This window comes from Asticcacaulis aquihabitans, assembly GCF_032490435.1.
Classification (GTDB): Bacteria; Pseudomonadota; Alphaproteobacteria; order Caulobacterales; family Caulobacteraceae; genus Asticcacaulis.
The window spans coordinates 904,620-930,650 of the sequence record NZ_JAVGWM010000001.1; the positions used below are offsets into that span (position 1 = coordinate 904,620).

31 protein-coding genes are annotated in these 26,031 nt (G+C 59.3%); 16 read left to right on the plus strand and 15 right to left on the minus strand.

Features of this window, described 5'->3' with window-relative positions:
• The first annotated feature begins 188 nt into the window (after positions 1 to 188).
• The 3 genes from RCJ00_RS04370 to RCJ00_RS04380 all read left to right on the plus strand — a co-directional run bounded on the left by RCJ00_RS04370 (position 189) and on the right by RCJ00_RS04380 (position 4,569).
• Entirely contained in the window at positions 189 to 2,444 is a 2,256-nt protein-coding gene (locus RCJ00_RS04370; protein ID WP_316220502.1) for a TonB-dependent receptor, read from the plus strand.
• 185 nt (positions 2,445 to 2,629) lie between these two features.
• A complete protein-coding gene (locus RCJ00_RS04375; RefSeq protein ID WP_316220503.1) occupies positions 2,630 to 3,427 on the plus strand; it encodes a DUF1868 domain-containing protein in 798 nt (265 codons plus the stop codon).
• Between the two features lie 86 nt (positions 3,428 to 3,513).
• On the plus strand, positions 3,514 to 4,569 hold the full coding sequence (locus RCJ00_RS04380) for a hypothetical protein (RefSeq protein WP_316220504.1): 1,056 nt from the start codon (positions 3,514 to 3,516) through the stop codon (positions 4,567 to 4,569).
• 10 nt (positions 4,570 to 4,579) lie between these two features.
• On the opposite strand, the gene RCJ00_RS04385 is transcribed toward RCJ00_RS04380, so the two are convergent.
• Entirely contained in the window at positions 4,580 to 5,179 is a 600-nt protein-coding gene (locus tag RCJ00_RS04385) for a TetR/AcrR family transcriptional regulator (RefSeq protein ID WP_316220505.1), read from the minus strand.
• Between the two features lie 74 nt (positions 5,180 to 5,253).
• On the opposite strand from RCJ00_RS04385, the gene bdcA reads away from it, so the two are divergent.
• Positions 5,254 to 5,967, plus strand: coding sequence for an SDR family oxidoreductase (gene bdcA, locus RCJ00_RS04390; protein ID WP_316220506.1), 714 nt, complete (start codon positions 5,254 to 5,256; stop codon positions 5,965 to 5,967).
• A 34-nt stretch (positions 5,968 to 6,001) separates the two neighbouring features.
• On the plus strand, positions 6,002 to 7,978 hold the full coding sequence (locus RCJ00_RS04395) for a glycoside hydrolase family 9 protein (protein WP_316220507.1): 1,977 nt from the start codon (positions 6,002 to 6,004) through the stop codon (positions 7,976 to 7,978).
• Positions 7,979 to 8,086: 108 nt separating this feature from the next.
• Here RCJ00_RS04395 and RCJ00_RS04400 read toward each other — a convergent pair whose 3' ends face one another.
• Genes RCJ00_RS04400 through RCJ00_RS04410 form a run of 3 tightly spaced genes read right to left on the minus strand, consistent with a single transcriptional unit; the run spans position 8,087 to position 9,355 of the window.
• Positions 8,087 to 8,263 (minus strand): type II toxin-antitoxin system antitoxin, encoded by a 177-nt coding sequence (locus RCJ00_RS04400; RefSeq protein ID WP_316220508.1) that lies wholly within the window; start codon positions 8,261 to 8,263, stop codon positions 8,087 to 8,089.
• Between the two features lie 3 nt (positions 8,264 to 8,266).
• Positions 8,267 to 9,136, minus strand: coding sequence for an SPFH domain-containing protein (locus tag RCJ00_RS04405; protein WP_316220509.1), 870 nt, complete (start codon positions 9,134 to 9,136; stop codon positions 8,267 to 8,269).
• Positions 9,137 to 9,163: 27 nt separating this feature from the next.
• Positions 9,164 to 9,355, minus strand: a complete 192-nt coding sequence (locus tag RCJ00_RS04410; protein WP_316220511.1) for a hypothetical protein — start codon at positions 9,353 to 9,355, stop codon at positions 9,164 to 9,166.
• Positions 9,356 to 9,598: 243 nt separating this feature from the next.
• Between RCJ00_RS04410 and RCJ00_RS04415 the strand changes: the two genes are divergently transcribed.
• Positions 9,599 to 9,838 (plus strand): hypothetical protein, encoded by a 240-nt coding sequence (locus tag RCJ00_RS04415; protein WP_316220512.1) that lies wholly within the window; start codon positions 9,599 to 9,601, stop codon positions 9,836 to 9,838.
• 2 nt (positions 9,839 to 9,840) lie between these two features.
• Here the strand turns inward: RCJ00_RS04415 and RCJ00_RS04420 are convergent, their stop codons facing one another.
• Both RCJ00_RS04420 and RCJ00_RS04425 read right to left on the minus strand, forming a co-directional pair.
• Entirely contained in the window at positions 9,841 to 10,344 is a 504-nt protein-coding gene (locus RCJ00_RS04420) for a hypothetical protein (RefSeq protein ID WP_316220513.1), read from the minus strand.
• 24 nt (positions 10,345 to 10,368) lie between these two features.
• A complete protein-coding gene (locus RCJ00_RS04425; RefSeq protein WP_316220514.1) occupies positions 10,369 to 11,964 on the minus strand; it encodes a tetratricopeptide repeat protein in 1,596 nt (531 codons plus the stop codon).
• Positions 11,965 to 12,119: 155 nt separating this feature from the next.
• On the opposite strand from RCJ00_RS04425, the gene RCJ00_RS04430 reads away from it, so the two are divergent.
• Positions 12,120 to 13,091, plus strand: a complete 972-nt coding sequence (locus tag RCJ00_RS04430) for an RDD family protein (RefSeq protein ID WP_316220515.1) — start codon at positions 12,120 to 12,122, stop codon at positions 13,089 to 13,091.
• A gap of 45 nt (positions 13,092 to 13,136) precedes the next feature.
• Here the strand turns inward: RCJ00_RS04430 and RCJ00_RS04435 are convergent, their stop codons facing one another.
• Both RCJ00_RS04435 and RCJ00_RS04440 read right to left on the minus strand, forming a co-directional pair.
• A complete protein-coding gene (locus tag RCJ00_RS04435) occupies positions 13,137 to 13,898 on the minus strand; it encodes a hypothetical protein (RefSeq protein ID WP_316220516.1) in 762 nt (253 codons plus the stop codon).
• Positions 13,899 to 14,004: 106 nt separating this feature from the next.
• A complete protein-coding gene (locus RCJ00_RS04440) occupies positions 14,005 to 14,424 on the minus strand; it encodes a MerR family transcriptional regulator (protein WP_316220518.1) in 420 nt (139 codons plus the stop codon).
• 72 nt (positions 14,425 to 14,496) lie between these two features.
• On the opposite strand from RCJ00_RS04440, the gene RCJ00_RS04445 reads away from it, so the two are divergent.
• Positions 14,497 to 15,543, plus strand: a complete 1,047-nt coding sequence (locus tag RCJ00_RS04445; protein WP_316220519.1) for an SDR family oxidoreductase — start codon at positions 14,497 to 14,499, stop codon at positions 15,541 to 15,543.
• Here the strand turns inward: RCJ00_RS04445 and RCJ00_RS04450 are convergent.
• Entirely contained in the window at positions 15,540 to 16,133 is a 594-nt protein-coding gene (locus tag RCJ00_RS04450; RefSeq protein ID WP_316220520.1) for a TetR/AcrR family transcriptional regulator, read from the minus strand. The two genes, RCJ00_RS04445 and RCJ00_RS04450, sit on opposite strands and share 4 nt — an antisense overlap.
• A gap of 177 nt (positions 16,134 to 16,310) precedes the next feature.
• On the opposite strand from RCJ00_RS04450, the gene RCJ00_RS04455 reads away from it, so the two are divergent.
• On the plus strand, positions 16,311 to 16,760 hold the full coding sequence (locus RCJ00_RS04455; RefSeq protein WP_316220521.1) for a PaaI family thioesterase: 450 nt from the start codon (positions 16,311 to 16,313) through the stop codon (positions 16,758 to 16,760).
• Positions 16,761 to 16,897: 137 nt separating this feature from the next.
• Here RCJ00_RS04455 and RCJ00_RS04460 read toward each other — a convergent pair whose 3' ends face one another.
• Together RCJ00_RS04460 and RCJ00_RS04465 are read right to left on the minus strand one after the other, a co-directional pair.
• On the minus strand, positions 16,898 to 17,380 hold the full coding sequence (locus tag RCJ00_RS04460; protein ID WP_316220522.1) for a VOC family protein: 483 nt from the start codon (positions 17,378 to 17,380) through the stop codon (positions 16,898 to 16,900).
• 95 nt (positions 17,381 to 17,475) lie between these two features.
• Positions 17,476 to 18,426: a bifunctional helix-turn-helix transcriptional regulator/GNAT family N-acetyltransferase gene (locus RCJ00_RS04465; protein ID WP_316220523.1), complete on the minus strand. Its 951-nt coding sequence runs from the start codon at positions 18,424 to 18,426 to the stop codon at positions 17,476 to 17,478.
• A gap of 124 nt (positions 18,427 to 18,550) precedes the next feature.
• Between RCJ00_RS04465 and RCJ00_RS04470 the strand changes: the two genes are divergently transcribed.
• Positions 18,551 to 18,847, plus strand: a complete 297-nt coding sequence (locus RCJ00_RS04470; RefSeq protein ID WP_316220524.1) for a DUF7684 family protein — start codon at positions 18,551 to 18,553, stop codon at positions 18,845 to 18,847.
• Between the two features lie 59 nt (positions 18,848 to 18,906).
• Here RCJ00_RS04470 and RCJ00_RS04475 read toward each other — a convergent pair whose 3' ends face one another.
• The 3 genes from RCJ00_RS04475 to RCJ00_RS04485 are packed head-to-tail and all read right to left on the minus strand — an operon-like array spanning position 18,907 to position 20,428.
• On the minus strand, positions 18,907 to 19,833 hold the full coding sequence (locus RCJ00_RS04475; protein ID WP_316220525.1) for a polysaccharide deacetylase family protein: 927 nt from the start codon (positions 19,831 to 19,833) through the stop codon (positions 18,907 to 18,909).
• Between the two features lie 11 nt (positions 19,834 to 19,844).
• Positions 19,845 to 20,048: a helix-turn-helix transcriptional regulator gene (locus tag RCJ00_RS04480; protein ID WP_316220526.1), complete on the minus strand. Its 204-nt coding sequence runs from the start codon at positions 20,046 to 20,048 to the stop codon at positions 19,845 to 19,847.
• Entirely contained in the window at positions 20,045 to 20,428 is a 384-nt protein-coding gene (locus RCJ00_RS04485; RefSeq protein WP_316220528.1) for a hypothetical protein, read from the minus strand. The genes RCJ00_RS04480 and RCJ00_RS04485 overlap by 4 nt, the downstream gene beginning before the upstream one ends.
• 403 nt (positions 20,429 to 20,831) lie before the next feature.
• Here RCJ00_RS04485 and RCJ00_RS04490 point away from each other — a divergent pair, with 403 nt between their 5' ends.
• From RCJ00_RS04490 to RCJ00_RS04500, 3 genes are all read left to right on the plus strand, one after another.
• Positions 20,832 to 21,464: an FkbM family methyltransferase gene (locus RCJ00_RS04490; RefSeq protein ID WP_316220529.1), complete on the plus strand. Its 633-nt coding sequence runs from the start codon at positions 20,832 to 20,834 to the stop codon at positions 21,462 to 21,464.
• A gap of 64 nt (positions 21,465 to 21,528) precedes the next feature.
• Entirely contained in the window at positions 21,529 to 21,771 is a 243-nt protein-coding gene (locus RCJ00_RS04495) for a hypothetical protein (protein ID WP_316220530.1), read from the plus strand.
• Between the two features lie 51 nt (positions 21,772 to 21,822).
• Positions 21,823 to 22,563, plus strand: coding sequence for an AAA family ATPase (locus RCJ00_RS04500; protein ID WP_316220531.1), 741 nt, complete (start codon positions 21,823 to 21,825; stop codon positions 22,561 to 22,563).
• Positions 22,564 to 22,567: 4 nt separating this feature from the next.
• Here the strand turns inward: RCJ00_RS04500 and RCJ00_RS04505 are convergent, their stop codons facing one another.
• Positions 22,568 to 23,509, minus strand: a complete 942-nt coding sequence (locus RCJ00_RS04505) for a CPBP family intramembrane glutamic endopeptidase (protein WP_316220532.1) — start codon at positions 23,507 to 23,509, stop codon at positions 22,568 to 22,570.
• Positions 23,510 to 23,922: 413 nt separating this feature from the next.
• On the opposite strand from RCJ00_RS04505, the gene RCJ00_RS04510 reads away from it, so the two are divergent.
• From RCJ00_RS04510 to dapA, 3 genes are all read left to right on the plus strand, one after another.
• A complete protein-coding gene (locus RCJ00_RS04510; RefSeq protein ID WP_316220533.1) occupies positions 23,923 to 24,477 on the plus strand; it encodes an AAA family ATPase in 555 nt (184 codons plus the stop codon).
• Between the two features lie 165 nt (positions 24,478 to 24,642).
• A complete protein-coding gene (locus RCJ00_RS04515) occupies positions 24,643 to 24,930 on the plus strand; it encodes a hypothetical protein (protein WP_316220535.1) in 288 nt (95 codons plus the stop codon).
• 4 nt (positions 24,931 to 24,934) lie between these two features.
• The gene (dapA, locus tag RCJ00_RS04520) at positions 24,935 to 25,873 is read left to right on the plus strand and encodes a 4-hydroxy-tetrahydrodipicolinate synthase (protein WP_316220536.1); all 939 of its coding nucleotides are present in this window, start codon (positions 24,935 to 24,937) and stop codon (positions 25,871 to 25,873) included.
• Positions 25,874 to 26,031: the final 158 nt, after the last annotated feature.

The following is a 26,031-nucleotide window of genomic DNA, read 5'->3' on the forward strand; positions in this document are numbered from 1 at the left end:
TGAGCCACAGCAGGTGTTCGTCATAGCCCAATTCGGCAAAAGACACACCTAAAATGTATATTGTCACAAATAGTACATTTTAAATGTTTAATAAGTGGCGATATCGGGCTAATAATCGCATATTTGCACTCATACTAAGTTTAATTTGGCCCACTCACGCCGTAAACGCCGAATCGGGGACCCAGACCATGAAATCGAAGACATTTAAACTGAACCGCAGCGCACTTCTGGCATCCGTCGCCGGCATAGGCAGCCTGTACGGCGGCATGGCCCTGGCTCAGGACACCGCCGCGGCCACGGATACAGGCATCACCGAGGTGGTTGTGACCGCGACCCGTCGCCCGGAACCCCTGCAAAAGGTGCCGATTGCGGTGTCGGTTATGTCGGGAGACCAGATGCGCGTGGCCAATCTGAACAGCCTGCGTGACATCTCAAATCAGATACCCGCCTTCAACTTCCGTCAGGCCGCGTCCTTCAAGGATCAGGCCTTGTTTTTGAGAGGCCTGGGGACGTCGTCAACCTCTCCCGGTATTGAACCGACGGTTTCCACAGTCATCGACGGCGTCGTTCTCGGCCGTCAGGGTCAGGCCTCGCTCGATCTGCTCGACGTTGACCATATCGAAGTGCTGCGCGGCCCGCAGGGCACGCTTTTCGGCAAGAATTCGTCGGCGGGTGTGTTGAACATCGTCACGAAGGCCCCGACGGAAGCCCTCCATGGCTATGCCGATGTCGCCTATTACGAAGGCAATGAATCCCGCATCCGCGCGGGCATTTCCGGCGCCATTGTCCCCGGAAAGTGGGCGGCCAATCTGAACCTCTTTGCGGGCCAGTACGACGGAAATGTCAGGAACGTCTATGACGGGTCAAAGGTCAACGGCTACAACAATTACGGCGCCCGCACCAAATGGGTGTTTACCCCCTCCGACACGATGAAGGTCCAGCTAACGGCGGATCTGGTCCATAGCTACAACACCTCGCCCAATGGCGTTGTTACCCGCACGTCAAAGATGGCCTATCCGACCAATGCCGTATCCACCTTTGCGGCCTTTGCCACGGCCATATCTCCGGCCGAGGTCAGCGACGACAGCCGCGAGGTCAACATCAACTGGAAAACCTACGCCAAAGACGACAACTCGGGCCTGGCGCTGCAGATCGATAAGACGATCGGCGATTATACCCTCACCTCGATTACTGCCACGCGCACCTGGCACAACACGCAACTGCAAGATCAGGACAAGTTGCCGAAGGCGGTTATTGGCCTGCCGCAACAGAACGATACCGGCCATCTGCAATATGATCAAATTTCGCAGGAAGTTCGTATCACCTCCCCGAAAGGCAAACGCTTCGACTATGTGGCCGGTGTGTTTCTCTTCCAGGGTAAGGATCGCGAAAATTACCGGCGGGATGTCACCATCGTGACGGCCACCACATCGACCTACAACTACGGGATTGCCGATTTTGGCGTGACCAATAAAAGCTATGCCATCTTTGGCGAAGGCAACCTCAATATCTCGGACAAATTCCGGGCGCTTCTGGGCGCGCGGGCGACGCGCGATGAGGTCAGTTATGACTTCACGCGCGTCTCAACATCGCCTGTGGCCATAACCGGCGTTCAGGCGAGTTTCAGCAGCACCGGCAATACCTCGGCTTCGGCCATATCGAGCCGCGCCGGCCTGCAATATGACCTGACGAACAAGGCCATGGCCTATTTCACCTTCGCGCATGGCTACAAAGGACCGGCCTACAATCTGGCCTTCAGCATGTTGCCCCAGGACACGCCGCCCCTGAAGCCTGAAACCTCCGACGCCTATGAACTGGGCCTGAAATCCAAACTCTTCGATAATCGTCTTGTTCTCAATCTGGCGGCATTCGAAGACAAGGTGAATGATTATCAGGTGTCCTTCTTTGACGTCTATAATGGCTCTCAGGTTACCCGCCTTATCAATGCCGGACGTGTGTCGACACGTGGCCTCGAAGGCGATTTTGTCGCCAGACTGACTGAGCAGCTCACGATTAGCGGCGCTTTTGCCAACACCGATGCCAAGGTTGATGCCTTTAAATGCCCGGTCGGCGCCGCAACGTCCTGTAATGTCAATGGCAAGCCTTTGACCTTTGCCCCAAAGGTAAAGGGCGTCCTCCGCGCCAACTATCATACGCCGATCAATGACACCTTCGCGCTCAATTTCGGCGTAGATGCTACCTATCGCAGTGCGGTCCAATATAGCATCAATCAGTTCCCGGACACGATCCAGCCGGCCTACACCCTGGTCAACGCCAATATCGGCCTGACGTCCAGCAACGGCTTTGAAATCAACCTTATTGGTAAGAATTTGGGCAATAAGTCATACGCCACCATGCTGCAACAGTTCGGTCAGGGCGTTACGCGCTTTGTGCCGCGCGACGATCAAACCTACTACGGGGTGAATATTCACAAGGCGTTCTGAGATTCGCTCCGGACTGTCTAGAGCGCTTTCCGAAAAGTGTGACGCACGTTTCGGATCAAAAAGCGCGTAAAAACAAAAAAATTAGAGCGCCGATCTGATGCAGTCAGATCGGAACACGCTCTAAACGTCTTTATTGTCTCTGGTGTCGGTCATGCCGACACCAGATTACCATGGGAGGTGATTTGATGCGGGATGATCTGACCTTGTCAAATCGACGTGGCTTTTTGGGATTGATGGCCGGAGCCGGCGCAATTTTAGGCACGGGCTTGGCCTCGTCTATGGCCTACGCCCAGGCTGGAACCGATGTCGGGAGAAAGTTTTTCGCTGACGGTCGCGTAAGGCCGTTTGCGGGCAACACCATCGTCTGCCATTTGCCGCAGCAGGGCGAGCCATCGAAACCGTTCCATGCCCTGCTCGATATTTATCGCAATGCGCCCACCTACCCCTTTTCGTCGAAATTGGCATGGCTGCCACCGTCAAGCTACCATATGACGGTGTTCGGCGGCGCCAATGACCAAGGCAGAGGCCGCGCCGGACAATGGCCAGACGATATCAAGCCTGACACCCCCATGGATGACTGCAATCGCATCCTCGGTGACAGGCTTCGACGGTTCAAATTGGACACCGTACTGCCTATACGGATGCGGTTCGATCTGGACGAGCCACCGGCGGATGCGAACGCGCTCAAACTCATGCTTCTTCCTAAAGACGCCGCAGAAAATGCGCGGCTGAGAGACCTGCGCAACAGGCTCGCTGACTGCCTCAAAATCCATAGCCCCACCCACGACGCCTATGGCTTCCATATCTCATTGGGATATTGGCTGGCTGGCCTGACGCCTCAGGAACAAGAGGCATTGGCCACGTCGCAACGCCTTTGGAGACATGCCTCGGCGGCGGCGGCACCTGTGATCGCACTGGGGGCGCCGGAATTTTGCCTTTTCAAAGACATGTTCGCCTTTGAACGGCAGTTCTATTTGACCTGATCGGCGGGACAAGCGGGCGAATTCCAGCGGTGCGTACACACCTTATTTATCCTGCGGTTGTATGATGGCCTCTCCGGAGGGGCGGCATGTCAAAAAAAGAAGTGAAGGCCTGGCTTTGGCTGCTCGGCGTGTCGGGCACGGCAACCCTTATGCTGTTCTTACTGCCGGTTACCGTGATCATACTGCTGATGGCCGTTTTCATCGGCATGCTGATGGTCCCGGCCCCGTTCATCTTCCTCTACTCGGCCATCAGCTTCGCCCTCAATGCGCTTCTGTCCCGCGTCCTGCCCAAACCGGTCTGGCTGCGCATCGCCATGAGCATAGCGGTGGTGGTTTTCGGCGCGCACCTCGTTTCGGGCCTTCTCAACACAGAGCGGGCCGCCGCGTTCAACCAGATCGTGGCCAATGACGTCGCCCTGACCTCAAAGCCGTCTTTTTCGCGGCTTGTACTGATCGACGAAGGCCCGGAGACCTACCGGACCAACGGCGCCGTGACCTGTGATCACGACTGCACCACCTATCTGGCCAACGGCGCCGTCACAGCCGTGCTGCTTCCAACCGACCGTGGCGATACCCGCCCGTTGGATCAGCGCACCTATACCCTGTTTCGCAACCGCCCCGGCTGCCTCCAGGCGCAGGACTGGCGCGACACCGGTCGCGTCTGGCAAGGCGGCTGTCTGGCACCGCCCGAGTCGGAAAAAATCGCCATCGGCGATCTGGTCGTCCATGCAAAGCCGGTGTCCGTGCCGTTTCAGATCAAAGCCCACCCGGCCGAACGCTTCGAAGTCTATCTTATGACCGTGTCCGGCTTGCAAACGATCGAACGCCAGACCTCGTTTGAGATGACGGCCTATGGCGACATGCCCGTGATGAGCCGCGATGCCGGCTGGAACGGGTCCAATTACGATCACGGCCTGAGCTGGATAAGCGCCACCAAGCCGCATTGGCGCTATCTCGAAAACGTGCTGAAAGACGATCTGGGTCTAAGCACCGATCTTCGCACCCGGGAGAGCGACCTGGCCGCCGCCAGCCGGGCCAATGCCGAAGCCAGTGCCAAAGCGAGCGCGGCTTCACCGGGAAAGGGCGACAAAACCGTAGGGCAGATTCTGGTGGCCCTCATCCTTCATCTGCTTGCCCGGTAAGCGGGATCACTCAGATCGCCACCCCGTCAGACAGCGCCTGCTCTATGACAGCTCCGGCCATGCGCGCGGTGGCAAGCAATTGCTCCCTATCATGGCCATTTCGCGCCTTGGCGGACAGGCCGGACATGACCGTACTGACATAGTCGGTCACCCGTTCGGCGGCCTGCGGATAACGGGCCGCGATATAGTCGCGGATCACGGCCTCAGCGGCGATGTTGCAGGCCAACGCGGAGTCGCGCGCCTCTGTGTCATTACATCGCGTGCCTTCCAGAACAAGACAGCCACCGGCGGGGTCAATCGCATAGCGGCGCGCCGCCTCTTGCAGAACCTCGACCAGGGCTTCGGCCACCGGGCGGTCGGGCCGCAGAATGGCCGCGAGCGGAATGGCGCCGGTCTGTGCCCAGTTGTCCAGGACCCGGGCATAGAGCCCCGCCTTGCTGCCGAAAGCGGCGTAAAAGCTGGGCGGATTGATGCCAAGCGCCTCGGTTACGTCCGCCACGCTGACCGCGTCGTAACCCCGGGCGTGGAAGAGGTGCTGAGCGATAGGAACCGCGGCGTCGGGGTCGAAACGGCGCGGCCTGCCCCGGGACTTAGATATATTTGTAGTCATGATTACAAAATCCATTGACTCCTGTGTCGGAATATTATGTAACGCATACTACATTAATTCGCAAGGAGACGGTTATGACCACATTTCAGGATAAATCGGTTTTGGTGCTGGGCGGCAGCCGGGGCATTGGCGCGGCGATTGTTCGACGCTTCGTCGCCGACGGGGCGAAAGTCACCTTCACCTATGCCGGATCGCAGGCAGCCGCGGAACAGCTCGCCGCCGAAACCGGCAGCACGGCCATTTTGACGGATAGCGCCGACCGGGATGCCGTCATTGCCACCGTCCGTGACAGCGGACCGCTGGACGTACTGGTCGTAAATGCGGGCTTCGCGGTGTTCGGCGATGCCTTGGATCAGGACCCGGACGCGATAGACCGCCTGTTTCAGGTCAATATCCACGCGCCTTATCACGCCTCGGTCGAAGCCGCGCGCCGGATGCCAAACGGCGGCCGGATCATTGTCATAGGCTCCGTCAACGGCGACCGCATGCCGGTCCCAGGCATGGCCTCCTACGCCGTCAGCAAATCCGCCTTGCAAGGGTTGGCGCGCGGACTGGCACGGGATTTCGGGCCGCGCGGCATTACGATAAATGTGGTGCAACCCGGGCCTATCGATACGGATGCAAACCCGGAAAATGGCCCGATGAAGGATCTGATGCACAGCTTCATGGCCATCAAGCGCCACGGCCGCCCAGAGGAAGTGGCGGGAATGGTCGCCTGGTTGGCCGGGCCGGAAGCGGGGTTCGTCACCGGCGCGATGCACACTATTGACGGCGCGTTCGGGGCGTAGACATATAGGGCCCTTACGGTTGATGGGGGCAAGCTTGGCATCGACACAGACACGGCGCGCGCATCTGACGGCCCTGATTGCCGCCCTGGGGCTTGGCACGACCGGCCAGGCGCGCGCCGCGGATGGCCGGTTCGACGGCACCTGGACCGGCATTCTGGCAGCCGGTGCGAACCGCCTCACCCTACAGCTGGTCATTGCGGGCGACACCGTCACCATGATCAGCGTCGACCAGGGCGGCGCCCGCATCCAGGCCAGCGATGTCGCCATCACGAGTGACCGCATCACACTTGGGTTCTCAGGCGTAGGCGCCCGCTTCGAAGGCCGCCTCAGCGACGACCGGCATATCGACGGTGTTTTCACGCAAGGCATGGCCGTCCGGATGCGTTTTACCCGGGGCGAGATCGCCGACCCCCTGCCCGACAGCGCCACCGCCGACAGCAATGCCATCATCACAACGCCCAAGCTGAATCAGATCGGCTTTCCCCCGGCGGCGACGAAGCAGTTCGCCATCACCGTCACGCCCGACAAACCCCTCACCGCTTTCGATATTGTGGATGACGGCGGCCAGGTCGTATTCAACGGCAAGCTGGGCAACCGGATATTCGATGTGCGTCAGAGTGCCGGCGAATATGCCATGTGCGGGGATTTCAGCCCCTTTGCGCGCCCCGGCCGTTACCGCGTGAAGGCGGGAGACGGCCTATCGCACCCCTTTGTCATTGGCGACGGCGTTTATCGTGACGTGCTGCACGACGCGGCCCGTTGCTTTTATCTGATCAGGGCCAATGTCGATATTGACGACGCCCGGACGGGCGTAAAGCATAAAGCCGGTCACGCGGGCGATGCGGCCGTGACGGTCGATGGCCACACGCGCGATCTCAGCGGCGGATGGTACAATGCCGGCGATTTCGGCAAATATACCCATATGCACGCCCTTTCGGTCAGTCACATGCTGCGACTGTACGAACTCAGGCCGGACGTCGCCAAACTATCGCTCGACATACCGGTGCAATATGCCGGCCTGCCGGACCTTCTGCAAACGGCCCGCTGGGGGCTGGACTGGCTGCTGCGGATGCAGAATGCCGACGGCAGCGTGCTGCACAAGGTCGATAGCCAGCCCGTTCTGACCTGGGGCAAGCTGCCGGCCGACGACCCCGCCCCGCGGGCGGCCATGGCGGCGTCCAGCATAGATGCCGGAGTGTTCGTGGGTGTAATGGGCCATGCGTCGCGGGTCTTTGCGTCCCTGGACGCCCCCTTTGCCGCGACATGCCAGGCGGCGGCGCGCTCCGCCTGGCGGTGGCTGTCGCAACATCCGGACGTCGGCCATTCCGACGCCTACTATCTTGACCCGGACGCGCGTCAGGAGGTCCTTTGGGCCCGGTGCGAAATCGCCATACTGGACGGCGTCGATAACAGCCGGATCGGGCTGCCGGAAATGGGTGTCGTGCCTTTCTACTGGCCCACTCCTCAGGTCCTGGGCCTCATGTCGCTGGCCTTGCGCGGTCACGCGCAGGCCCGGTCAATGATCGTCGCCGGCGCCCGCCAGATTGCCGCGCGGACGCAAGGTGACGCCTACGGCCTGTCCGCGCTCGCCGAAACCTATAGCTGGGGCTCGAACGAGATGGCGCTGAACGCCGCCGTCGTCTGCCTTTATGCCGATCGCCTGGCGCCGGACGCCAACCTGGCGACAGCCGCCCAAGGGATTTTCGACTATGTTCTGGGCCGCAACAGTCTCGATCATTCGTTCGTGACGGCCCACGGGGCGCGCCCAACGCAACGGCCCTTCCACTGGATCTGCAACATGCAAAACATCGCCATCCCCGGCTGGGCCAGCGGCGGCGCCAACGGTCAGGCGGGGGCAGCGGACGCCCTGCTAAAGGCTGTCATCGAACGCGGCACACCACCGGCCAAATGCTTTGTCGATGCCTGCCAGAACGAAGGCTCCTATGCCTCCAACGAAGGCGAAACCTCGGAAAACGCAGCACTCGTGTTTGTCGCCGGGATGCTGGGCTAGAGCACTTTCCGAAAAGTGTGACGCACTTTTCGGATCAAAAAGTGCGTCAAAAAAAAGTCTAGAGCATTTGTCCGATTCAACATGATCGGGAAATGCTCTAGACGCCCCCTACTCCCCCTCTTCCGGCGGCCTCAGCCGGATGCCGCGTTTCGACAGGGCCTCACGCAGCAACATTTCAAGCTGCGCGTTGGTCGAGCGCAATTCGGCCGCGGCCAGACGCTCGACCGCCGTCAGGACCTCCGGCGGTAGACGCAGAGGATAGGCTTTCTTACCCGGCGACGCCACGGATCAGCCGTAGAGCGTGCCGGTGTTCACGACCGGCTGAGCTTCACGATCGGCACACAACACGACCAGCAGGTTCGACACCATGGCCGCCTTGCGTTCTTCGTCGAGCTTGACAACGCCACGGGCGGACAACTGATCCAGGGCCAGTTCCACCATGCCGACCGCGCCGGCGACAATCTTCTGGCGGGCGGCGATGATCGCCTCGGCCTGCTGGCGCTTGAGCATCGCCCCGGCGATTTCCGGCGCATAGGCCAGGTGCATGAGATGAGCTTCGTCAACCGACACCCCGGCAACCGCCACGCGCGTCTGCAAATCCGCCTTCAAACGCTGGCTGACGATTTCCGCATCTTCGCGCAAGGTCGGCTGACCGTCTTCGGCATGGTCATAGGCGTATTGGCGCGCGGTTTCGCGCAAGGCCGTCTCGATCTGGATGTTGACGAAGGCGGCATAGTCATCGACGTCGAACAGGGCCTGGGCCGAGTCCGAGATGTGCCAGACAATATTGGCGGCGATTTCGATCGGATTGCCGCGCTGGTCATTGACCTTCAACGCCTCGCTGGTGACGTTGCGCACCCGCAGACTAACCTTCTTGCGCCCATACCAGAACGGCACCCAACGCAGACCGGTATTGCGGTCGCTACCCTTGTAATTGCCAAAGACGGTCAGGGCCACCGACTGATTGGGCTGCACCGTGTAGAAGCCCATAAGGATGCACAGCGCCGCCAGGATAAGCGGTATGGCCAGAAGCCGCGCTCCCAGGAACGGCGCCGCAATACCGATGGCCAGTAAGGCCACAAAGACGAGAAGCAGCAGACCGCCGCTACCGCTCGCAACGGCCCGTTCACGCGTACTGTTGATCTGTTGATCGCTCATGTCAGCCTCCCTTAGAGCCTCATCGCTCTAGATATCCATTTCCGTCACGACATATCCCTTGCCCATCAGCTTCGGTCGAACGCTGAGGACACGGTGCACCTTCTGGCGGCGCAGAAGAAACCGCTGTACGGCCGAGCCGCCGTAATCGGTTGCGGTGTAGTTCAGGATCTCCCAGCCCTGCGCCACCAGTTCGCTCAAGGGTCTAATGTCATCAGCCACGGCCATGCTCTCCAAAAAGATATCAAAGTGATATCACTTTTGGCGCAGGCGATCAATCGATTTCACCCAACTGTCCATGATAGAGGCGCCACCCCAAAACGGGTCAGAAAAACGCTTTGCAACGCGCCGAATAAGCGGTCTTATTGCTGCGCCCCACGTCAAGCGATTGTGCCGCGTACCCAGTCTATAATCGCCTTGAATAATGGGTATTGCGCCCGCACAGGAGGCCAGATGAGTTCGAAAATGAGCAAAGCCTGGTTTGTTAAAATAGGCCCATTCGGCGGCCTTTTGCCTTGCCGCTGGCAAGGAGGATTGACCTTAATCCTTGGCGTCTCCCTCATCGTTTCTATGGCTGTGTTTGCAGATAAACTCAGCCACACCGGACATCAGGTCGATGGGCAAAGACTCGACCTTGCCTGCATAATTACCGGCATATTGCTGTACATCTTTGCCGCCGCCAAATCGAAGCCGATGGAGAAATAGTCTCACGCGACCAGTTGACGGGCGGCGGCGCGCAGCAGTGCATGCGAATAGACGATATGAAACGGCAGCAGCAGGTGGAAGAAAATACCGAGATAGACCGCGCCATTGGACAGAATACGCTCAGGCACCACCGCGCTGCCGAAATAGAGGCGCGTCCCGCCACCGTCTTTCGGCACGCACATCAGCCAGGACCGCGTCTTGCTCTGGTAATCGCACATGAGGATCTGGTCAGCCGTCCGCGCTTCCGTCGTCCAGGCGGCAAACCGGGTGGACTGCCCCGCCGCCAGCGCCGCCGCATCGGCATCCGTCGACGGCTTGGCGACCAGGGCCGCCAGAACCAAACGCTCAAGCTTGAACAGGCCGCTCGTATAGAAGGCCTGTATATAGTCCGCCAAGGACACAGCGCCGGGCAGATCGGCGACATAGCCATCCGTGTAGGCGCGCGCCTGCCGATAGGGTTCCAGCAGCGCGCCTTCGGGCAGTTGCGAAATGGACGTGATCTGCATAGGGCATACTCAGGGAAGCTGGTGTCAGTCCTCAGGCAAGGCGCTGAACTTGTCAAAGTCAGCCGGGAACTCGCCCTTCGGCGTCTTTGCGGCCAGGAAATCGTGTACGGACTGCAAGAAATCGGCACGTTCACGCCGGCCCTGTGCCCTCGCCTCGACCAGGTGGTCATCGACAATTGTCAGCGCCTCCGCGTAACGGCCCCGCCGCGTCAACAGGTCGGCATAGTAAAGGTCGTAGCGGTCGCCGCTATAGCTATTGGCCACTTCGAGGGCACGAAGGGTGTTGTAATCGGGATAGTTGGGCCGGTCTCTGAACGCCTGGATGTAGAAATAGATGCCTTCGGGCGATGACGGGTTGAGTTTGTAGGCCTTGCCCAATTCCGTCCGCGCCGCGGCGTAATTCTTGGCCTGGTCGGCCTGCGGACCTGTTTGGGCCAGTTGCAGATACATCCGCCCCAGCAGGTACTGCGCCTCGTAATCCTTTGGGTCGGCCGCAAGCGCCTTGACCAGGAAGGCCTTTGCCGCATTCGGATCGCCAAAGCGTATTTCCCCGCGCGCCACAACGGTTTGGGCCAGCCGGTCATTCGGGAAGCGCTCAGCCGACTTCCGCGCCGTCTTGAGCAGGTCAAGACCGTGTTCGGGCGTCTGACAGGTTTGTATCGCCGCATCGACCAACGGCAGATCGCCGGGATAGTCAGGCAGGGCGGTGATGGTGACCGCCGCCGTCGGAAGGTTGGCCACCTTGTAGCTCGAATATTGCAGGCCCTTGCGCATATAGGTCTTCAGCACCTGATCGTACTGCGCCGGCTCTATCCCGATCGTGGCCTTATAGGCGGTCATCGGATCGGCGCCCTCATCCACCTGACGCAGATAGCTGAAAAACTTGGCGCGGCGGTCGGGATCGCTCATCAGATAGGATACCATGGTCCAGCTTTGCAGCGCGTAGACATCGGCACGGAACTTGGAAACGGGCGCGTCGGCGATCACCTCGGCAAAGTCGAGCTTCTGAGCCTGGCGCAGATCCGCTACGTTGTCTTCTCTCAAAGACATGGCGATATTGGGCGGCGACTTGCCGATCAGGATCTTGTCATCCTTGAACACGGCGGTCATGAAATACCAGTTGAGCCCGCTTGCGACCCAGCGCGGCAGCTTGACAAACCGCTCGTGCAGAATCTGACTGTTGTAGCCATAAAAAAGATAGGCCAGGTTGAGGTCGATATCCGGGTCGAGCGCCCCACCGAAGAGGCGATTATTGTCGTCGCCATCGGCGGTCGAAAAATATTGCACGCCTTCGCGACAGGGTAGATAGGGACTGAAGCTTCTCTGTTCAGCCTCCGGGCGAACCGTGCAGAACATGTAGACCGATGACATAAGGGTAAAGCGCGTCTTCGTGCTTTGCGGCACGATGGTCTCGCTCATCTGGTCGTAAAATTCGCCCGTGACGTCGTAAAAGGTTTCCAGTTTCGCGACATAGGCGCGCGTCGCCGCCTCGGGGGCCGCGCTGTAGATCACGAAATGCTCGCTCTCCGCCTTGATCCACGGCCGCGCCTGCGCCGTTACGGGCGCCAATATGCCCGCGATCATCAGACCGCACGCCACAAGCCGGTTCATCCCCACCATCTCATCCCCCTATGCGAATACCGCAGGCTAGAACTGCCGGGATACGCCGTCAAGCGGCATAACCTTCGTTCGTGCGGCCTCGGACGCATCGCTCACGACCGTCTTGCCAGACGATGCGATTGGAGTAGTATCACACCCACACGGGGGTGGGGACAATGACGGAAAAATCAACATACGTATCAGGATTTTGGCCACGCGTCGGTGCGGCATTCATCGACTCGCTGCTGCTCGGAGCCATGGGTTGGGGCATCGGCTGGGTGGCCCTGGACTATGTGTCGGCGCTCGGGTCGAACGGCCGGTTCATCGGACTGGCGATTGCCATCCTCTATTACGGCATTCTGGGCAGTAACCTTGGCGGCGGGCGCACGCTTGGCAAACGCATTCTGGGACTGAAAGTCGTCGGCCTGAACGGCAAACCGCTCAACCTGTTTGTGGCGCTGTGGCGCGCCCTGGTTCTGTCCGGTCCGCTCATGCTCAATGGCTGGTATTTCAATGTCACCGATCCGACCCTGGTCCGGGTCCTGGGCGTCGCCGTCCTGACGATAGTCTTCGGCGTAACCCTGGCGCAGATCTATCTTATCCTGTTCGCCTGGCCGGAACGCCGGCTGGTTCATGACCTGCTGTCCGGCTCCATCGTCGTCCGCGCCGATACGAAAGAATTTACGCCGCAAACCAGGCGCGTCCACACCATAGTAGCCGTCCTCATCGTTCTGGCCGCGCTGGGATTGGCCGTGGCGGGCCCCGATCTGCTTAACAAGGCCCTGCCTGGGCTACAGAAAGAACTACAACCCCTGCCGCGTGTCATGGATGCGGTGAAGACCCTGCCCGAAGTCTCAGACGTATCGGCGCAGGATAACACCACCACTTACTATTTTAACGGCCAGAAAACGACGACACGCACCTTGATTGTGACCGCGACAACCGGAGCCTGGCCCGCCGACACGGACCCGCTGCTGGCCAAGATCGGCGCCCGGGTCGTGAAGGCCTACACCTTCGCCCCGAACCAGAAGCTGAGGGTTGGGATCGTCCACGGCTTTGACCTCGGCATCGCCCGCTACACAGATGCCCGCGCCGCGAATTACAAGACGGACTGCACCTCAGCCGACGTGAAGTGCCTGGAGAAATAGCGGCAGAGGCCAGATGTTGGCGAACCCATAGACGTAATGTTACGGTTATGGGTTGCCGTCATATATAATAAATGACTTTTCGAAAAGCGAACTGACCAGATTATAATCGGTCTGGTTCTTCATCCACCATGACGAGTTAGACAGCTTAACATTTAGGTTCTTTTTGAAGAAGGATTCGGATACCGCCACCATTGGTGTTTTTCCGCTACCGTCTTTCATCTCAAAATTTTTATAGGCCTTCAATTCGAACCAGTCGCTTGACACACCGTACTCATCTTTAAATTTTTCCTGATCGTCCAAAAGATCTTTCAATTTGGAAAGCTCCGAATTCACGATCATATCTGTCTCTTCGGGCGATGGCGCAGGGTCGGACGCGGCAAGGGAAGCCCTAAGCTGCGCTTCGGCGGTTGAGAGAAAACGCTTATCCATTCCGCCATGCAAGGCGATGATCGAGTACGGCATAATCTCGATTGTCGAGGCCACCGGCACAATATAGTTCGCGCAACTTGACGCGCAGACCCCGATAATTTTCAATTTGAGTTTAAGCGCCGCCACACGGCGCGCAACCGGCAACGCCTTGGCGACATCGCCTCCCCCCGAAGTCATCGACAAGGTGGTTATTTTCGCCGAACCGACGCTATTCAGGCACGCGTCCAACCCATCGGTGTCGCCGATAAACCTCAACTCGCCCGCCCGCGTGATTTCGCAAACGCCCGTCTTTGCCCTGAGCGTCACCATTGCTGCATGGGCTTCGGCGTAGCCCGCCGGGCGCGACAAACCAGTATCGACTAAGACTGCGAAATCCATCCCCACCCCCTGCACGTGAGCGGAAATAGCGACACCTAAAGTTGCGCTCGTCAATAGAAATTTGCGCGTTTGGAACGTTTAGGTTTGCGACGCTTAGGCACGTCTCTCACTCTGACGCAATAGCCGTGAGACACAGCCCCTCTTCGGAAAACCGGGGCTCGTCTCCGGGTTTGCCGCGCGCCATCCAATCACGTTTCGCATGCAGATAGGCAAGCAACCGCGCCAGGTCCGCCGCCTTCTCTTCAAGCCTGGCCACCTGAGTGTCGATAATCTCCATCTCGCGCTGCGCCGACAGGCCCTCGCCGGCCAGTTCGCTAGCGATCACCGCGATTTCCTTAAGCGGCATCCCAAGCGATTGCGCAAACCGGATCATCAAGGCGGTAGAGACATCGCGTTCGCTGAAAATTTGATACGGATTGCGCCCGCCCTGACGGCTCGATTGCGGCGCAAGAAGCCCCTTGCGGACATAGAAGCGCACCGTGTCCTGGCTGAGCCCCGCCCGCCGCGCAAATGCACCGATCAACATCTATATCACCCCTTGACCATGGACCATAGTCCACGATTATAGAACAGGCTCCTTTCATTGTGGAGCTGATTCATGCCTGACGATTTTAACCCGACGCACCGCGCGCCCCTGGCTTTCGTGACCGGGGCCACCGGGCTTCTTGGCAACAATCTCGTACGCGAACTGATCGCGGCGGGCTGGCGGGTGCGGGCCTTGGTACGCTCTCCCGACAAGGCGCGCCAGCAATTCGCAGGCCTCGACATCGACATCGTGCGGGGCGACATGCTCGATGTCGCGGGCTTTGCGCCGGCGCTTGCCGGTGTCGATACGCTTTTCCATACCGCCGCCTATTTCCGCGACTCTTACAAGGGCGGCAGCCATTGGGACGCGCTCTACGCCGCCAATGTCGAAGGGACGCGCCACCTGCTCGACGACGCCTACCGGGCGGGGGTGCGCCGCTTCGTTCACACCAGCTCGATCGCCGTGCTGCATGGGCGCCGCGGCCAGGTCATAGACGAGACCATGTTGCGCAAAGAGCGGGACGCGGATGACTATTACCGCAGCAAAATCCTGGCCGACCACGTCGTGCTGGCCTTCCTCGACCGCCATCCGGATGCCTGGGCCGCCATGGTCTTGCCCGGCTGGATGCATGGACCGGGCGATATCGGGCCGACCTCGGCGGGACAGACGGTGGTGGACGTGGCGCTGAAACGGTTACCCGGCGTGCCCCCCGGCTCCTTCTCGATTGTCGATGCCCGTGACGTGGCGCGGGCCATGATCCTGGCCAATGCGAAAGGCCGGCGCGGCGAACGCTATCTGGCGGCCGGGCGGCACATGACCATGGCCGACCTCGTCCCCCTGATCGCGCGGGCGGCGGGCGTAAAGGCGCCCCGCGGCCGCATCCCCTTGTGGCTCCTGCACGTCCTCGCCGCCGGTTACGAAACCTATGCCCGGCTGACGGGACGCCCGGTGCTGCTGAGTTGGGCGATGGCGCGCACCGTCGCCAAGGAGGCCGACCGCTCGCGCTACAACCCCGCCAAAAGCGAACGCGAACTGGGTCTATCCTTCCGCCCGGTGGACGAAACCTTGCGTGACGAAGTGGCGTGGTTCCGCGCCAATGGGGTCATTCCGGAGCCTTAACCCAAGAGCTTCATCGCGGCATCGAGCAGGTCGCCCTTCAAATCGGTGGGGCGCGACATCAGGCCAGAAACATAGGCGCCGTTGATGACCAGCGCCATCTGCGACGCGGCACGGCCGGGATCCGCTACACCCAGCCTGCCGAATAAGGCGCCTAGCCTCGTCTCCATTTCCACCTTGTTGCGCAAGGCGACCATACGGCCAGGATGGTTTTCAGCGGGAAACTCGGTCAACAGGTTGAGAAACGGACAGCCGCGATAGGCCGGGTGCATGATCCGCTTTGCGATTCCCGATAAAAGCGCGTCCAGCAAGACGCCTGGGTTGTCGCCATGCCGGTCTTCAAGGCTATCCCACCACGCCCAATACTGGCGGTCCTGTTCGGAGACAAAGGCCGCAATCAAGGCGTCTTTCGAGTCAAACAGTCGATAAAGGCTCGTCTTCGACACACCGGATTGCTCAACGACCGTATCGACACCGATGGCGCGGATACCCTCACGGTAAAATAGCTGGCTTGCCGTCGTAAGGATACGTTCGCGGGCGCTCACATCGCCTTTGAGGGGCGCACCACGCCGGGGTTGGGCTGTTGGCTCCATAGTGCCTTTACTTCCGCATTCCGATTTCCAGCTTGACAAAGTAACAGACCTGTTCACTTTATGAAAGTAACTTACAGGTCTGTTACTTTATTGGTCCATGCGATTGTGAGCGTAAAGGCCATGGCAGGCCCATGATGTTTTCGTATCAACGCGTCCTATCCAAACAGGAGATTTTCGATGAACGGTGTCGATGACGTGGCGTCAGGTCCCTCCGGTATCGAAACCTTGCGAGCGTTGATATCCGCCGGCGGGCACACCCCTATTGGCGGGACTCTGGATTTTCTGCTGACGGAAGTGGGTGACGGCTGGGCGCGTCTGACGGCAACCCCCAGTCTGAAAGTCTATAATCCGATTGGTACGGTTCATGGCGGCTATGCGGCCACCTTGCTCGATTCCGTCTGTGGCTGCGCTGTTCAGTCCAAGCTTTCGGCCAGTCAAATCTACACGACGCTCGAATTAAAGGTCGGCTACCTCCGGCCGATCACGGCAGATACCGGTCTGCTGCGTGCGGAAGGCCGTGTGCAGCAGGTCGGGCGACGCGCGGCCTTTGCCGAGGCCGATATTAAGGACCGAACGGGCCGTATTCTGGCCACCGCGACGTCGACCCTGCTCGTCATGGAGCGGTGACGAACGGCACGCCGTCATTAGGGAGGTGAGCCTGAGACCGTGCTCACCACGGAACGGTCCGCCCCTCGCGGTCGAGATAGCTCAGGCCAAGCACCCGTTTGTAACCCTAAGGTCATGATAACGGATCGGGCTATAGTCTAAGCCCCCTCACCCCGCACCGCCGCTTCGATGCGGGCAATGTCGATCTTGCTCATCTGCATCATCGCTTCGAAGGCGCGCCGGCCCACCTCTCCGCCCTCGGCCAGGGCGTCGGTCAGGACGCGCGGCGTGATCTGCCACGACAGTCCCCATTTGTCCTTGCACCATCCGCACTCGCTTTCCGCGCCGCCATTGCCGACAATGGCGTCCCAGTAGCGGTCGGTTTCCGCCTGATCCTCGGTCGCGATCTGAAAGGAAAAGGCCTCGCTGTGATGAAACACGTCCCCGCCGTTAAGCCCCAGGCACGGCACGCCACATACGGTGAAATGCACGGTCAGCACATCGCCCGCCTTGCCGCCCGGAAAATCGGCCGGCGCGCGATAGACGGCGCCAACCGCGCTGTCGGGAAAGGTCTGCGCGTAAAAGCGTGCCGCCTCTTCCGCGTCACGAACATACCACAGGCAGATTGTGTTTTTGGCCATCTTGCATCCTCTCAAGGGTGCCGGCAACGCAGCGCGCCGGTCGTTATACCCACGTTACAAAAGGACGGCGACGCGCGCCAATAACGCTCCGGTGATCAGTCCAATCCGCCCAGCCGCATGGCGACATCGCAGCGTTCATAGCGTGCGCCATAGGTCGCCTTGATTTCCGCGTCGTGACGGAAACCCAGTTTTTCATAGAGGTGAATGGCGGCGGCGCAGCGCGCATTGGTCAGCAGATAGACCGTCCGCGCGCCCATGTCTTTCGCCCGCGCGATCATGGCCGCCAGCAGGAATTCGCCCGCCTTCAATCCCCGGGCCTGCGACCGCACCCCCATCTTGGTCAGTTCGAAGGCACCCGGCCCGGTCTTTTGCAAAGCGCAGGTTCCGACGATCCCCAGCCCCGCCGCTTCGACGAACAGGATAACCCCGCCGGGGCCGATGATTGTTTCCTCCGGATGGCGCAACACCTCCAAATCCGTGGCCTCCAACCGGAACATGCTACGGATCCATTCGGCGTTGATGTCATGAAAATCCGCCGCCAATTCCGGCGTGTACTCGCGGATCGTCAAGACGGGCGGCCCCACCTCGCCCGCCCGCGCATAGAGGGATCGGTCGTCAAGCGCCGCTTCGACCGCCGATATCTGGCCGAGAAAATCGCCGTCAAGCGCGTCAAACAGGCTCAAGACCCCCGCCTCGATACGCGGCAGCGCCAGGTGCTTGGCCCGCGCAATGGCCGCCTGCCCGTCCGGCGTCAGGGAGGCGGTACGTATCCGCTGGTCGGCGCCCTTCTCGGACTGGACCAGCCCCATATCGATCAATTGGCCGATGCTGCGCGTAATGCCGGGCTGGCTGACACCGACCGCCTCGACCATCTGCCCAATGGTCATCGGCTGGCGATCCAGCGCCATCAGCACCGGCATGTGCGCCGGCTGAACGGCCAACCCCGCCTCACCGACAAGGCGCGCGGCATCCGCCTGCAACCGCTCAGCCAGCCGCTTCAACCGGCTGCCCAAAAACACCGGCCCCAACTCACTGACGATATCCATCACACGACTCCGCCTTTCATACAGCGTTATATAACGCGCTATGCAATTATCGGCAAGGGTGGCGTTACCCTTAAAACTCTGATGACAAAAACCAGTGGTAGACCCGCAATTGACGACCTATAGTATGCCTATGCCGCTCGCCCGCAAACTCATTCTACACGTCCCGGTATCAGATGAAGCGCTGCTTGCTGATTTTGTGAAACGATGTGTGGCTGACGGCGTGGTACTCATCGCCGTTTTTGGATTGGGCTGTGAGAGGATTCAACGTACTATCGGCGCGCTTGCCGTAGGTGGCGAAATAGACCAGACGTTTTATCTATGCACTTCGATTCATCCGGATGAGACATTAGATGAAGTGGTGGACATGGTGCGGTCTTGGGAATTCGAGCAGAGCGATTCATTCGAAGAGATCAGGCTGTAACAGCGGCCCTGACCTGCGCCACACATTTCGCGTGCGCATTGACCGTCCAGCGCCAGGCCTCAGAGTCCCAGCGCGTCCAGTTTCGGCGCTTCGTAGCGCTCATCTTCCCCGGGATAGCGGAGCTGCGTTTCATATCGGCCACTCGCCTTTGCCGCCGCCCAAACCAGACTCTGGCCGGACGGTAGGGTCTTGTATTCGCTTAGGAACTCCGGCTGTTTGAAGGCGGTTGCGGCGTCCACCAATCGCCACCCCTTGGCCTTGAACATCGCCAGGACATCGCCGAGAAACAGACCGGTCGTCAGGTTATGATGCAACAGGAGCGTATGGTTGAGCGAGTGGCCGAAGACCGATTGCGCCAGCCGATCATAGTATGAGGCCCGATCCCAAAGGTGATCGAGGTAGGCCTGACGGTAGGGTGTCAGATCGGACGTGGGGTCGGCCTTCAGGCGCCGGGTCAGCCTCGCGGCATAGACCCAGTCAGACGCATCAATCGTAACGTGGCCGATGCGATAGCCGTTGACCCGCAACAGCGCGCGAAGGGCGTCGCGGCCTTGGGCGGTCTTGCCCTCAGCCAGAAAGGGATACCGGAACAGCTTGCGAAAGCCCGCATAGGGCGTCAGCAAGCCTTCGCACTTAAGAATATCGGCCATATAGGCGGACGGATCAGCCCCGGAATAATAGGCGTGCGAAAAGGTGTGGTTGCCAAGGATATGCCCGCCCGCCGACCACGCCGCCAAAACACGCGGCGCCACGTCGGCATCAACATATTTGCCGGCAACGAAACCCGCGCCGGCGATACCGTAGTCAGCCAAAGCCTTACGAATGCGCCCATCGCGCGCTTCGCCCGACATAATCACGTCATCGGCCAAATTGAAATCATCGACCGTGATGGCAACGCCCGGCCCGTGGCGGCGTTCGGCCGGCACCGTGGTGCATCCCATCAAAGGCACGGCCCCCGCGCCCCTCAAAAACGTTCGTCTGTCCATACGAAAGCGTCTCATTCCTGCCAATAGGGATTATCGAAGATGCGTTCCAACGGCAGGCGGAACACGGATGACAGACGATAGGCGAGATCCAAAGACGGATCGTGTTTGTCGGTCTCAATGGCAAGGATCGCGTATCGGGAAACGCCGACCTTGTTACCCAACTCTTCCTGGGTCCAGCCCCGCTCCGTCCGCAAGTCTTTCAGGCGATTTTTCATAAACGCGTTGTTTTGAGGAAAGGTGCCGTCAGGCCATAACAGCCGTTATATAAAATATAGACCAGCCATCCGGGAGCATGTGGCGCATGGGCATAACTTTCGGCAAATCCCCATGCACTGGAAAGCGATATCGCTGCACCGGCCGCTATGAGAAATTGCTTCGTCAACATCATTCGAATGAACTCGTCGCTTTCCTTTATCTGGGCCAAGGTCGCCCAGATCTGCAACGCAACGGGAACCGCGACGCAGGCCGCAACCAGCGCCTTCCCCAACGGGTCCAGCCCGTCGAATACGACCAAAATGGCCGCGACGTTCAGGGCCACATAGATGGACATAAACAAGAGTGTTCGAAAGATGTATCGCCCTTGTGCCTTTGGCATGTGCCCCCCGTGACCATCGAAATGTGAGGCCAACCTAACATGTCAACCCTGTTAGGTCAACCTCACACAAATCGACAGGCCGTGCACGAAAACGTCTCACTTAGCGTCTATGAGAAAGGATGGGCACCTTAAAGCGCTGTCCGAAAAGTGTGTTGTACTTTCTGATGAAAAGGCGCCTAAAAGCAAGGCCGCGAAACGCCAACCAAAGACGGAAGTGTCGGAGGGCCGTGTGATGAAGATCAGGAACATTTTCAGAACCTTCATGAACGAAGGCCCCGAGGGGGTATCCCGGAAAATAAAACGAAAATGTATCATCGCGGCCAGGATATCCTATTCAAGACTATTTCCTGAGCGACCGGTCAAATCGAAATATGGCGTTTTACTCGCCCCCAATTGGAACGACTTGACCTTTAGGCTTTGCACCTTCGCGGAATATGGCCCCTATCTGGCCAATTACCTCGCCGACTATCCGACCCCATTTGGTTTCCTTGATATCGGCGCAAACCAGGGCCTCTACTCTCTCCTTGCGGCCAAAAACCCGCATTGCCAGCGGGTTCATAGTTTCGAGCCCGTCAAAAAGACCTTCGATCTTTTGACGAAAAATATCGCCCTGAACGGCCTGACCGAGACAATCACTCCGCATCCGTTCGGCATCTCGAACATCGATGCGCAGGTGCCCATTTACGTCAAGGACGGTCATTCCGGCGTCGCCTCTATCCGGGGGCAAGACGGCAGCCATATGTCTGAGACCATTGAGATCAAGTCCGCCGCATCGATCGACCCGCTGCTGCCCGCGAACCTCCCCATCGTTATAAAAATAGATGTCGAAGGGCATGAAGCGGAGGTCATCGCCTCCATTGCCGAAGCCAGTTTCGCCCCCAGGGTGCTGGCCATTTTCTATGAAGTCGACGAAAATTGGGTCTCGCCGCGCGCCCTGGAAAACATTTTGCGCGCCATCGGCTTTTCGTCGTTCGAAAAGGTCGGCGAAGGCACACACTACGACGTGATGGCGCAACGCCGTCCTGACCTGAGGTAAAAAAACCGTCGCTCTATCCGCCCACGAAAAGGTCTGATATTTCGAATGGATCCTGGAGAGCGCAATGAGCAAACGTAAGGAATACGGGTTTCAACGGACGTGGTTTGGCAGTGCCATACCTATCCATCCCATGGGCATCCTGGTCCTGTTTGGTGGTGTGGCTATCGCATTGGCCATTATTCATTCTGGACTTTGGTTTGTGCGAAACGGCCACCCTAATTTGGGAACGGCCTTCTTCGCAGCTTTCGCGGCGTGGAATTTGTGGCTAATTCTCTTCATTTCGGCAAAAACCGATCGCCGAAAATAACGCATACGCCGCGAAAGGCCATGTGCCCGGACCATAGCCTCAGGAGGACGGATGCGCTCCATTGATGCCCGACACTATTGGCTGGAAGCCATTTTCCGCAATGGCGAGCCTGGCTGGGATAGCAACCGATATCCCTTCAACCTGCCGGTCGTGCGCAGCCTCGACCGGATTGTCTTTCATCCGAAGGTGACCTTCTTCGTCGGCGAAAACGGCTCTGGCAAGTCGACATTGATCGAGGCCCTGGCCGTGGCGTGGGGGTTCAATGCCGAAGGCGGCAGCAAGAATTTCAACTTTTCCAACCACGACTCCCATTCCGACCTGCACCAATTCGTCCGTCCGGTCCGCACCCCGCGCAAGGTGCAGGACGGTTTTTTCCTGCGGGCCGAAAGCTTCTTCAACGCCGCCACCTATATCAACGACATCGGAGCCACGCACAGCTATGGCGGAGACTTGCATGCGCAGTCGCACGGCGAGTCGTTTTTCGCGCTTTTCGACAATCGCTTTTTCGGCAAGGGCCTCTATATCCTGGACGAACCCGAAGCGGCGCTCTCCCCGTCCCGCCAAATGGCGTTCCTGGCGCGGATGCACGAATTGATAGCGCAAGATTCGCAATTCATTATCGCCACCCATTCGCCGATCATCCTGGGCTATCCGGACGCCGACATCTGGCAGGTGTCGCAATATGGCCTGGAAAAGGTCGCCTACCAAGACACCGAACACGTGCAGGTCACGCGGCAATTCCTCAACAATCGCGACGCCATGCTCGACATTCTGCTTCGCGATGACGAATGACCGTCTACGCCGCCGTCTGTACAGGCTCCGGCTTGGCGTGGCCCTGCGCCTTCAACGCCCCGGTCGCCAGCAGGTAGGCCGTCCCGATCAGCAGCACGAACGTCGTCACCACACTGGCTTCCGGACCGAAGCTGGCGCCGGTCAGCCACCACTGCGCGCCGCCCACCGGCGCCAGATCGATTACCGCCGGCGCCACGGCCAGCTTTTCGCCGCTCACTTCAAGCCCAAAGCCGACGCCGAGCAAGGTGTTCCACGCGCTGTGCCAGGCGCATACGCCCCACAACGAGCCTTCCTTGATGGCGTAGAGGCTGATCATCACGGCAAACAGGACGATATTCAGCAGGCCCAGAACCAGTTCCTTCGACGGCTTGATATTGCCGGCATGCAGCAATGAAAACACGATGGCATTGATCACGATCGCGACGATCAGACCATGGCGCGAAGCCACCAGTTGCATCAGCCAGCCCCGCAGCAGAATCTCCTCCGTCGCGCCCTGAATCATGAACCCACCGAACAGACAAATGATCGGAATAAACAAGGCCGGTGCGGGTGCGGCCCACACCCCCAGGTTTTCAACCCTGTATCCGCCCAATGCCCAGATGACGCCTATGACCGTTGCCAGGAAACCAAATCCGACCAGCAATCCCCGGCCGTATCGCACCAAAGGCTTGGTATTGAATCCCAGGGCGACCGGGCCGCGGCGTTCAAACAGCCCCGCCCAGGCAAAGACCAGCAGCGCCGAAAAGCCGAAACCCAAAAGTTGCAACAGGGCGGGAACCCATTTGGTTTCCAGATCCGCCTGATGAAACCCCATAGGCTTCAGCACGCCGAACACCGTCGCCGCCTGTCCCGCCACAATAAAGACAACGACCAAAAAAATAGCGGCCGCTGTCCACGTCCGCCGATGCCGCGCGGTTCGCGGCGCGTAAAGTTCAATTCCGTTCATCTGCCCCTCCGGCTTTTACCCCCATAAAGTTTCAGATGAAAACGTCTGCGACAAGTTAATTCTATGTAACGCCGTTCGCAAACACGCCGCCATGTCGCCGTCGCTGGCCAGCTAGCTAAGACGAAGCAGAAACGTGCCGCCTGAGCGCCTCCATATTTAGTCTTAGCGTCTTGCCATTCTGACAGAGCATGGGTGAAACACCATATTTTCGGCCTTTCACTCGGATAAAATAATCACCGTTGGAAAGGGTTCCAATCTCCTCAACGTCGGATATAGGGAAACGCCGAAATTTTGGGAAATACATCGTAACAACACCATCATGGACGTCTATAATCGGCTTTCTCAAGAAGCTTCGGGTCTTGTATTGCGTGCTTGAGACCGGCGTTATATATGCGCCGGGAGGGGGAGGCATAATGCATATTGCAGTCACAGGTGCGCATGGCACAGGCAAGACGACATTCATCGAGGATTTCACTGCCGTTCATCGCAGCTATGAAAGCGTGGCGGAGCCCTATTGGCTTCTTGAGCAGCAAGGGGTTGCGTTTTCCAATGGAGCAACGATACCTGATCTTGAAACGCAGCTCACTGAAAGCTGCAAGCTGATCCTGGAGTATGCTCATGGCCGCGACGTGATCTTTGACCGCTGCCCACTCGATTTTCTCGCCTATTTGGAAGTTGTCAGTGCCAGTGAGGGCTTTGAATGGCTGCCGGGCGGCCGTGAACTGGCAAATATCAGCAAAGCGCTCGCCGTGCTTGATGTGGTCATTTTTGTCCCCCTCACATCTCCTGATGATATTCCCATCCAGATTGAATTTCCCCGATTGCGGAAGCGCGTAGACCGGCGCCTCAAGACCATGCTTCGCGAAGATGATCTTGGACTATTGCACAACGGACCGCGTATTATCGAGGTTCTGGGTTTTCGGGCTCAACGCGTGGCGATGGCAGACTCGCTCCTTGGACCTGCATAAGCCCTTAAAACGTTCGCTCCAGCAGCTTTTGAAGCCGGAAATGTCGGCTTTATGCCAATTTCGCCGCCTATACAAAATCTCTATGGGCGCTGGGCAAATCTATACATTGGCGATACGCGGCGCGGCGTAATCTGAGGCTGTCTCCCCTGTTGTGAGCCAACCATCATGCCTTCCCCTGATCCTCTGCCGTCCCTGCTCACCTTTCCCCTGACCGTTGACGCCGATCTGAGCGCCACCGCCCAGGGCCTGTTGCGCCGTGAATGCGGCTGCGACCTCCACGCCATCGACATCGAAGCGGTCGGCGACACGCACGACATCCGCTGCCGGATCACCGTGGCCGCCACCGCCTGCGAACGCGCCATGCACGCCCTGATCGCGGGCTTGCCGGCGGCCCAGTTCGGCGCCGTCGAACCGGCACGCGCCGAGGCCTTATCCTGGCCCGAGGCGGCCTGACGCCATGCTGTTTCCTGAATCTGCCACGTCCAGATCGCCCTACACAGGCATCTGGGCCCCAATGATCACCCCCTTTAAAAATGGAGCTGTCGACTATGATGGTGCTGGTCTCTTTGCTGTTCATCTTGTGGGCTCTGGCCTTCACGGTCTGGTTATCGGCGGGACGACGGGTGAAGGCCCGGCTCTCACAGTTTATGAAAAAGCCCGTCTGGCTGAAACCGTCGCGGCATCCGTCCCTCGTCATATCCCCCTCTTCATGGGCCTTGAGGGCGCGAACACGCAGAAGATACTAGACGAACTGGCTGAGCTGCGCCAAAGCCCGATCGCGGGCTATCTGATGTCCGCGCCCAGCTATGTCCGCCCCAGCCAGGACGGCGTCTATCGCCACTTCATGGCCGCCGCCGATGCCGCCGACCGGCCGATCATCCTCTATGATATTCCGGTGCGCACCGGCACGGTCCTGCATACAGAGACCATTGCCCGCCTGGCCCGCGACGGCGACTTCCCCGCCATCAAGGCGTGCGGCCTGACCATGGAGCGCCTCAAGGCCCTGCTTGATATCACAGGCCTGAACGTCATGTGCGGCGACGATGCGTGGATGTTCCGCGCTCTGGAAGCCGGCGCGCACGGCGCCATCAGCGCCTCCGCCCAGGTCGCCCCGCGCCGCTTTGCCGAGGCCTGGCATATGCTGGAAAAATACAGCGCCGACGGGGCGTGGAAACGGTTCAACCTGCTCATGCCCCTGATCGCGCATCTGTTCGATGAACCGAACCCCGCGCCGGTCAAGGCGGCTTTGGCCATGCAGGACTGGTGCAGCGAAGACATGCGCCTGCCCATGGTGCCGGTCAGCGACCGATGCCGCGACGCCTTGAGGGACACCTTGGCAAGCCTGCACGCCCTGGACCACGACGAACCGGTGTGCGCGGACAAATCGTCGAAATAATACCATGTGCGCGGTGTAGAACCGCTTCATTGGTATTCTCTTTTTCAGCTCAAACGCCGCATGGCTCGCCGCATAGGCGGCGACGGGCAGTCGCCCTTGCCAAGCGTCATGGCCAAGCGTCATGAGTCGAAGGTCATGACGCTTGGTTAAACATAGCC